At 41.1% G+C, this 8,067-nt stretch carries 7 protein-coding genes; 6 read left to right on the forward strand and 1 reads right to left on the reverse strand.

Annotated features, from left to right (window positions below; translation table 11 throughout):
- The first annotated feature begins 205 nt into the window (after positions 1–205).
- The 5 genes from A5295_RS03015 to A5295_RS03035 all read left to right on the forward strand — a co-directional run bounded on the left by A5295_RS03015 (position 206) and on the right by A5295_RS03035 (position 6,393).
- Entirely contained in the window at positions 206–943 is a 738-nt protein-coding gene (locus A5295_RS03015; protein WP_064621665.1) for a hypothetical protein, read from the forward strand.
- A complete protein-coding gene (locus A5295_RS03020; protein ID WP_064621664.1) occupies positions 933–3,536 on the forward strand; it encodes an HAD-IC family P-type ATPase in 2,604 nt (867 codons plus the stop codon). The genes A5295_RS03015 and A5295_RS03020 overlap by 11 nt, the downstream gene beginning before the upstream one ends.
- A gap of 85 nt (positions 3,537–3,621) precedes the next feature.
- Positions 3,622–5,154 (forward strand): L-serine ammonia-lyase, encoded by a 1,533-nt coding sequence (locus tag A5295_RS03025; RefSeq protein ID WP_064621666.1) that lies wholly within the window; start codon positions 3,622–3,624, stop codon positions 5,152–5,154.
- A 280-nt stretch (positions 5,155–5,434) separates the two neighbouring features.
- The gene (locus A5295_RS03030) at positions 5,435–5,842 is read left to right on the forward strand and encodes an FKBP-type peptidyl-prolyl cis-trans isomerase (protein ID WP_004107148.1); all 408 of its coding nucleotides are present in this window, start codon (positions 5,435–5,437) and stop codon (positions 5,840–5,842) included.
- A gap of 71 nt (positions 5,843–5,913) precedes the next feature.
- Positions 5,914–6,393 (forward strand): transcription elongation factor GreA, encoded by a 480-nt coding sequence (locus tag A5295_RS03035; RefSeq protein WP_004107146.1) that lies wholly within the window; start codon positions 5,914–5,916, stop codon positions 6,391–6,393.
- A gap of 228 nt (positions 6,394–6,621) precedes the next feature.
- On the opposite strand, the gene lexA is transcribed toward A5295_RS03035, so the two are convergent.
- Positions 6,622–7,296: a transcriptional repressor LexA gene (gene lexA, locus A5295_RS03040; RefSeq protein WP_102155756.1), complete on the reverse strand. Its 675-nt coding sequence runs from the start codon at positions 7,294–7,296 to the stop codon at positions 6,622–6,624.
- A 262-nt stretch (positions 7,297–7,558) separates the two neighbouring features.
- Between lexA and A5295_RS03045 the strand changes: the two genes are divergently transcribed.
- Positions 7,559–7,891 (forward strand): LysM peptidoglycan-binding domain-containing protein, encoded by a 333-nt coding sequence (locus tag A5295_RS03045; RefSeq protein WP_004110815.1) that lies wholly within the window; start codon positions 7,559–7,561, stop codon positions 7,889–7,891.
- Positions 7,892–8,067: the final 176 nt, after the last annotated feature.

An 8,067-nucleotide genomic window follows, 5' to 3' on the forward strand; every position in this document is an offset into this window, starting at 1 on the left:
AGTTAATTTAATTTCGCTAAATTCTGTTGAAATTATTGTATGTGCTTCAACTGCTTTGTTTAATTCACGCTGCGGCGCGAATGCACATCCAATGCATAATACTATTACACGAATGCGAGTCTTACCAATTTTGATTTTGTGCGTGTTGTGGGAGAGTGTTTATTCAAAACCACCACTTATGTTGAAGGTGTGGTATAAAAGTCTTATGTTTTCTAAACGCGCTATTACCATTTTTGCGACTACTGTCGTAACTGCTTTAGCGCTGGGTGCGTTGAGTGCTTGCGAGCCGCAGGGTAAAGCTGTGGGGAATACTGGTCGCGTTGGAGACATAATTCACGACGGTGTGGATATTGACGATATTCATCTACTTGTAATTGGTTCAAAATTAGCTGCGCTTGATGACGAAGTTATGAAGCATTGTAAAACGTCAAAATTGAGTGCCTCTTATGTGCCGCTATCCAATGTTGCTAATCCTAACGAAGCTGCTCAGCAAGCTATTCGCGCTGCAAGTGAGCAGCCTGTTTCATTAATACTTATAGACGCGCTCGACGTAACAGGCGTTGACGACCTGCATAATGCTAATAATCAACCTAATATAAAAGAGAATAACAAGCTTAATAACAGCACTCGCAATAAACAAAACGAAAGCAAAGCATGGATTTCTGCGCTGCAATACGCGCGTTACGCTGGAGTGCCAGTTGCGTTAATAAATCCTGTAAAAGCACCAAAAGACGCAATTTTATACGCAGCTACTTTGTATTTTGATAGCGATGGAAGTGGAATTGGAAAAAATATTCATGAATCTTATTTATCAAAAAATAGCGAATCTTTAAACAATAAAAGCAAGAAATCAAAATTTGAGCGTTCGTCTTTGCTAAGCATTGTTCGAGCAATAATTGACAATACGCCACACAGCAGGGAAGTGATTATAAATGACAAATAACGAACAAAATGCAATAGCGTCTACAGAAAGCAGCAAAAATAACGCTATTGTGGTGCTTCCTAAAGTAGAAATTTCTGGTTTGAGTGACGAAGAGGTTGCGGAGGCAGTTTCTCGCGGAGATGTGAATATTACTTCTAAGCAGACTTCTCGTTCTTTAATGGATATTGTGCGCGCGAACGTGTTTACATTGTTTAACGCGATTATTTTCACAGCAATGGTTGTCGTGCTTGCCACGGGTTCGTGGAAGGATGCTGTTTTTGGTGTAGTAATTCTGGTAAACACTGGAATTGGCATTGTGACTGAGTTAAAAGCAAAGCGCACTTTGGATAGGCTTTCTATATTGATTGCCGCTCGCGCAATGGTGCGTAGAGGCGGAGAAAATATTGAGATTGCGCACAAAGATATTGTGCTTGGGGATGTTTTGTGGCTCAGAGCCGGCGAGCAGGTTCCAGCAGACGTAGAAGTGCTGGAATCGTGGGGATTGGAAATGGACGAGTCCATGCTCACAGGCGAATCTGCTACAGTTCGAAAAGCCCAAGGTGACGACGTTTATTCCGGATCTACTGCAGTTTCTGGAATGGCTTTAACGCGTGTTACTGCCGTAGGTGAGCACAGTTATGCTGCAAAATTGGCTGCGCAAGCGAAGGTTTATACCAAAACAATTTCCGACTTAAGTCGTGGAATTAATACGATTTTGAAGTATATGACGATGGTTGTGGTGCCTTTGTGTGTGCTGCTTGTGTGGTCGCAAATGCACAAGGTTGGCGGATTTGTTGAAGCTTGGCAGACTGGTGCTTGGAGGGGAGCTGTTGTCTCTGCTGTTGCAGGCGTTGTTGGCATGATTCCAGAAGGATTGGTTCTTCTTACTTCGCTTAATTTTGCGGTGGCTGCTATGCGACTTGCGCGTAAGCAAACGTTAGTTCAGGAGTTGGAATCTGTAGAAACTTTAGCGCGCGTAGACTGCTTGAACCTAGACAAAACTGGCACTATAACCGATGGTGGTATTGCATTCGTTGGTGTAGAAAATCTAGATAATAGTAGTGTAGAAATATCTTTACAGACCAGCTTGCAAACTAGTCAAGCTTTATTTGATTTATCTAATGAAGAAAATCCTAACGCAACAGGCGTTGCAATTATGCAAGGGCTTGATGCTCAAGGAGTTGCAGCTAGCGCGCATGTATCTAATCGTCTTCCATTCTCGTCTGCTAGAAAATGGAGCGCTGTGCAATATGTGCAAAGTAGTGGAGAGCGTGCAACTTGGTATATGGGTGCTCCGGAAGTATTGCTAAGCGCGATTAATTATGCAAATACTAATGAACTTTTAGAGAAAGTTAATTCTTATGCTGAGCAAGGCGAGCGCGTGCTGCTTCTTGCAAAAGTAAGTAGCGTTGAAAGTAACGAGGTAAATAGCGTAACAGAAACAGATAAAACTTTTGGCGATTCTCCCACTATTTGCGCAAATGCTCAGCCTGTTGCTTTAGTTCGCTGCTCTGAGCGTATTCGTGAAGACGCTCGTAAAACTCTTTCGTGGTTCCGTGAGCAGGGTGTGCGCTGCCGAGTAATTTCAGGAGATAATCCTAGAACTGTTGCGGCTGTTGCTGCAAAAGTTGGCTTAACAGGAGATCGCAAGCCTGTTGCAATGGACGCTAGAAAACTGCCAGAAGATATTAACGAATTGGCTAAAGTGCTTGAAAATGTGGATGTGCTTGGACGTGTGCTTCCTCATCAAAAGAAAGCGATTGTTCAGGCGCTTCACACTCAAGGTCATGTGGTCGCTATGACTGGTGACGGCGTGAACGATACTTTGGCTCTTAAAGAAGCTGATTTGGGCGTTGCTATGGGCAATGCTGCTCCTGCTGCAAAAGCTGTAGCCCAAGTGGTTCTTGTCGATTCACGATTCTCGCATTTGCCTGATGTTGTTGCTCGCGGTAGACAAGTGATGGCAAATATGGAACGTGTGGCTGGCTTGTTCCTTGTAAAAACTGTTTATTCTGCGCTTATTTCTGCAGGAGTTGTGCTTCTAGCGTTGCACTTCCCGTATTTGCCTCGTCACATTACTTATATTGGTTCTTTAACTATTGGTATTCCAGCATTTTTGCTCGCTCTGGCGCCTAATACTCGTCGATATATTCCAGGATTCTTGAAGCGAGTTGTTCGTTTTGCTGTTCCTAGCGGATTTGCTATAGCTGCTTCTGTGCTCGCTACTGCTGTTATAGCTCCGCGAGTTTTGGGATTAAATCTTGACGATGTTGTTGCAAATAATTTGATAGCATCTCGTTTTATTGTTTCAAACGTGCAAGCTTTGGCAACTACTCGCAGTATTTGTTCCGTAATCGTATTTGTTCTTGGCATACTCGTGCTTGCAAGCGTCGCCAAGCCTTTGTGCTCGTGGAGAGGAATTATGGTTGCGCTATTTGCTGCAGCTGGAGTTGCTGGAGCTTTTATACCGTTTACTGCGAAATTCTTCGAAATTCACGTGCCGACTGCAGGAAGTGCGTTTACGGTAATGCTTATAGCTGTTGTGTTAGCTGTAATCTTATGGTTTGCGTGTGTGAGTTTAGCAAACTTGTTATCTAAACAAAGTAAGAAGTGAACAATCTAACATATTTCTCATGTAATTAGTGTGTCGACGTGAGCTTAATAATGCTTACAATAGATACGTGTTTAGTATTTTAGAGATGTTTTCAGTTGGAGTTGGTCCTAGTTCTTCACATACAGTAGGTCCTATGCGAGCTGCATGCTCGTTTGTTTCATCGCTTAAAAAAAGTGGTAGTCTTGCAAACGTTGCGCATGTAAGTGTGACTCTTTACGGATCGTTGTCTTTAACGGGTCTTGGTCATGGTACTGATCGTGCTTGCGTTGCAGGTCTTGAAGGAAATCTTCCAGATAATGTAGACACTGATCATATGCTTACTATTCGTCAGGAATGCAAAAAAACTGGCACTTTAATGCTCGCAGGTGAACATACTATTGCTTTTGATTACGATAAGGACGTAATTTTTGAAAAATGGATGCGAATGGTTGTTCATCCTAATGGAATGCGTTTTGTTGCAACTGATTCTGACGGAAATAAAATCGATGAGCAAGTTTGGTATTCAATTGGCGGCGGATTTATTCGTCAAGGGTGTGCAGATGATGCAATGGTTGGCTTGCATGAGCGTGTTACTGAGCAGGATGAAAATAATGCCAATAAGAATGGTGTAAGCGAGAATAATAACGAAAGTAATAACGAGAATAATAACGAAAGTAATAACGGAAATAGTAGCGATAATGCTGCAAACTCCTCAAATCAAACAAAAGATTCCACTGTACCTTATCCTTTTACTTCATGCGACGAGCTTATAAATATTTGCCGAGAAAAGCATATGTCAATAAGCGATGTTGTGTGGCAAAACGAGCTTGCATTGCATGAAGGTGATGCCGACTACGTGCGCAACTATTTGCTGCATGTTTGGAAAGTTATGAGTAAATGTGTAGAAAACGGATGCAACTCAAAGCAACCGATTTTGCCAGGAGGCCTTGATGTGCCTCGTAGAGCTCCTCACATGTATGAGCGCTTAGCTGCAAATTCAGACATGCTTCGCAACAATCGTCGTCGTTCGGATGCTGCTTTAGAAAGTTCAGACTCTGCGTGGGTTAATCTTTTTGCGCTCGCTGTTAGTGAAGAGAATGCTGGTGGTGGGCGTATTGTTACTGCTCCAACGAATGGTTCTGCAGGAATTATTCCTGCAGTATTGCAGTATTATTGGCGATTTGTTGATTCTGCTGATGAAGATGGAGTTGTGCGATTCTTGCTTGCTGCAGGTGCTGTTGGTTACTTATTTAAGCGAAATGCTTCAATTTCTGGAGCTGAAGTTGGTTGTCAAGGAGAGGTTGGTTCTGCCTGTTCAATGGCTGCTGCAGGATTGTGCGAAGTGTTGGGAGGAACCCCGGAACAGGTTGAAAATGCTGCAGAAATCGGTATAGAACACCATTTGGGATTAACTTGCGATCCTGTAGGCGGTTTGGTACAAATTCCTTGTATTGAGCGCAATGCTATGGCTGCAAATACTGCAATTAATGCCGTTCGAATGGCAATGCTTGGAGATGGCTCGCACATGGTAAGCCTTGACAAAGCGATTAAGACTATGAAAGAAACTGGTCATGACATGATGTCTAAATATCGCGAAACCTCAAAAGGTGGGCTAGCTGTAAACGTTGTTGAGTGCTAATTTGCTAATATTTTTGCATTAATTCGCTAATGTTTTGAGATTAATTTTTGCTAAGTTATACACAATGCGTATATTTCATGTACATACGTAACGTTTCAGTGCTAATCTAGGACAGGTTAATCTAGGAAGTGTTAGTCTAAACTGCATTTATTCGAATGTGCATTTACTTAAATGTACTATTTAAAATGCGCTGCTTTAGTAATGCAGGATGGTTAAAAGCTGTCTGTGTAGATGTTATACTGTTCAGATTATACTGTTTGGAGTTTGTAAAGGAGGAAATATGGCACAAGATATGCCAGAAGTGATTGCAGAATTTGGCACTACGCCAACGGTGACGTTCCCTGAATCTGAACCGCCAGCAGGTCTTAAAGTTGTTGAATTAGTTGAAGGTAATGGTCCTGTAGTTCGTGCCGGTGACACTGTAACTGTGAATTATCATGGTGTGGTTTGGGGCAGCGACAAGCCATTTGATTCAAGCTTTGCTCGTCATACTCCAGCTAGTTTTGGTATTGGTGTCGGTCAAGTGATTCAGGGCTGGGATCGCACTGTTCCAGGTCATAATGTTGGATCTCGTTTGTTGATTTCTATCCCTCCAGAGTATGGTTATGGCTCTCGTGGCATACCGCAAGCCGGTATTGGTGGCGGAGACACTTTGGTATTTGTTGTTGATATTATTTCAACTCGTTGATAGAAGAGCGTGAATTTTATTTGCGCGCGAATAGTTTTTATTTTTAGAGATTGTTGGATAAGGAGGTAGCAATGGCTGAAGAAAAAACTATTTTACTTACGCAGGAAGCGTATGACAAACTAAAAGAAGAGTTAGCGCATCGTGAAGGTGAGTATCGAGAAGAAATCACTGAGCGTATTGCTGCAGCTCGTGCTGAAGGTGATTTGTCTGAAAATGGTGGTTATCAGGCTGCTCGCGAGGAGCAAGGAAAGAATGAAGGTCGCATTAATGAGCTTATTGTGAAGCTTCGTAATGCGAAGATTCTTGAAGCTCCGAAGGATGGCACTGTTGGCAATGGTTCTTTGGTTACTCTTGAGCTAGCAGGTCGAGAAATGACTTATGTTCTTGGTTCTCGCGATATTGCTGTAGCTACAGATTATGACGTTATTAGCCCGGAATCTCCAATTGGAGCGGCTATTATGGGTGCTCATACTGGTGATACTGTTAGCTATGCGGCTCCAAATGGACGTGAAATTTCAGTGACAATTAAGGATTCACATCCACTTGCGTAAGTAAGTATTAATCTCCCCACCTAGTTCGTTTGTGAATAGGTGGGGAGATTTTTTTAGGGTTTGGGTTTTAAGTTTTAGGGTTTTAAGTTTCAAGTTTTGCGTTTTGCATTTTATAACTTGTTTTTTATGGTTTGCAATTTATGTTCTCTGCTGCTTTAGCTCTATGGGCTAATGACAACTTACAACTTATTGTGTTAAATTCTATTGTTTGTTCAGTAGTTATATTTGTTAGATTTTTCGCAATACTGTAACAACTTTTCCCATAATAGTTGCGTGTGATCCGTCAATAGGAGAGTAAGCCGGATTATGTGGAATAAGCCATACGTGACCGTGGTCATTTCTGAAAGTTTTAACAGTTGCTTCGTTATCTAACAGTGCTGCAACAATGTCTCCATTTACAGCCTCATGCTGCTCTCTAACTACTACATAATCGCCATCGCAAATAGCGGCGTCAATCATCGAATCGCCGTGTACTTCAAGCATAAAAAGATTTCCTGTACCTGTAAGACGTTCTGGCAATCGCATTACATCTTCAATATGCTGTTCTGCTGTTATTGGAGCTCCTGCTGCGATTCTTCCCACTAGAGGAACATCTCTAGAATTTATAACAGAATCAGATTCGTATGCGCTAATATTGGCAACTCTTGAAGAATTTTTATTAATTTTGTTATTTGAATTCTTTTCAACAATTGAATTATCAAGAATTTCAATAGCGCGACCTTTATTTGCATTAATTCGCAAAATCCCTTTATCTTCAAGTGTTCGCAATTGATGTTTCACAGAAGATGGGCTTCTAAGTCCAACTGCTTCTCCGATTTCGCGGAAAGAAGGAGGGAATCCATGAATTTTTATATTGTTTTGGATGGCATTGATAATATTGCGTTGGCGGTCAGTAAGTGACATTGCGCTAATATCGCTAGCATTAATGCCATTGTTATCGTTATTTGTGCCATCGTTATTCATGGTGCTCCTTTCGCTTTTACTATTTTAACGCACTTTCTTAAAAAAATCAAACATCTGTTCGACACGCCGTTGCAACTATCGAACAAATGTGTCATTATTAATACATCTGTTCGATAGAACAAATGTTCAGTCGATTAAGGAAGGAGAAAGGATAATTATGAGTACGTCATTAATTAGAAGTGGCAGGGAAGTTAGAGTAGGTATGCAAGAAAATACTTATTTGATTCGTAAACGCTGCGTTTCTAATAAGCATGCGCGCAAAACTAGAGTTTTTCGTGTAACTGTACTTTTGATGACAGCAATAACATTCTGTACATTGTTTATGCCAAAGACTGCTGTTTCTGCAATACCTGAAAGAGTTGTTACATATACAGTTCGTCCTGGAGATACGTTATGGAATTATGCTGCTACTATTACTCCTAAAAACGGTGATATATCAGATAATGTAGAGCGTTTAATGGCTTTAAATCATCTTTCTTCTGAAGATTTGGTTATCGGACAGTCTATTAATGTTCCATTAAATGATGCTCAATAGTTGATTGAGTGCAAATAGTATGAAAATGGGGGAAATATGAGAAGGGAAAATATTACTATATTTGAAATTGAAACTGATGAGCTAAGTTTTACTGAAAATGATGATGTAATATTCAGTGTGTTTTATGGAGTATTTCGGATTATGGACAATAAAATCGTATAATATTCGGAAATATT

Origin of the sequence: Gardnerella sp. 26-12 (genome assembly GCF_001660745.1) — a bacterium.
In the GTDB taxonomy this organism is placed as follows: Bacteria; Actinomycetota; Actinomycetes; order Actinomycetales; family Bifidobacteriaceae; genus Bifidobacterium; species Bifidobacterium swidsinskii.